1 pseudogene is annotated in these 623 nt (G+C 67.9%); it reads left to right on the top strand.

Annotation, left to right across the window (positions count from 1 at the left end):
* A pseudogene (locus IF30_RS46195) lies at positions 1-623 on the top strand (acyltransferase domain-containing protein); the annotation flags it as partial.

A 623-nucleotide genomic window follows, 5' to 3' on the forward strand; every position in this document is an offset into this window, starting at 1 on the left:
TTCGGTGCCGACCGGGAGGAACTGCTGGCCGCACTGGCCGCCGTAGCCAACGGCACACCCAGCCCCCAAGCCGTCCAAGGATCGGTGCGCGGCGGCAAGATCGCGTTCCTCTTCACCGGCCAAGGCGCCCAACGACTCGGCATGGGACGCGAGCTGTACCAGACCCAGCCGGTGTTCGCAGCCGCCTTCGACGACGCCTGCACCGCCCTGGACACCCACCTCGACCGGCCCCTACGCGAGATCGTCTTCCCCTCCACCAGACCCAGTACACCCAACCCGCCCTCTTCGCCCTCGAAACCGCCCTCTACCGACTCTACGAATCCCACGGCATCACACCCGACTTCGTCACCGGCCACTCCATCGGCGAACTCACCGCCGCCCACATCGCCGGAGTCCTCGACCTCCCCGACGCCGCCCGCCTCGTCACCACCCGCGCCCGACTCATGCAATCCGCCCCCACCGGCGGCACCATGATCGCCATCCAAGCCACCGAAAAAAACCTCGGCCGCAAAACCCGCACACTCACCGTCTCCCACGCCTTCCACTCACCCCACATGGACCCCATCCTCGACGCCTTCCACGCCGAGGCCACCCACCTCACCTACCACCAACCCACCATCCCC

Origin of the sequence: Streptomyces sp. NRRL S-350, assembly GCF_000719705.1 — a bacterium.
Taxonomy (GTDB): Bacteria; Actinomycetota; Actinomycetes; order Streptomycetales; family Streptomycetaceae; genus Kitasatospora.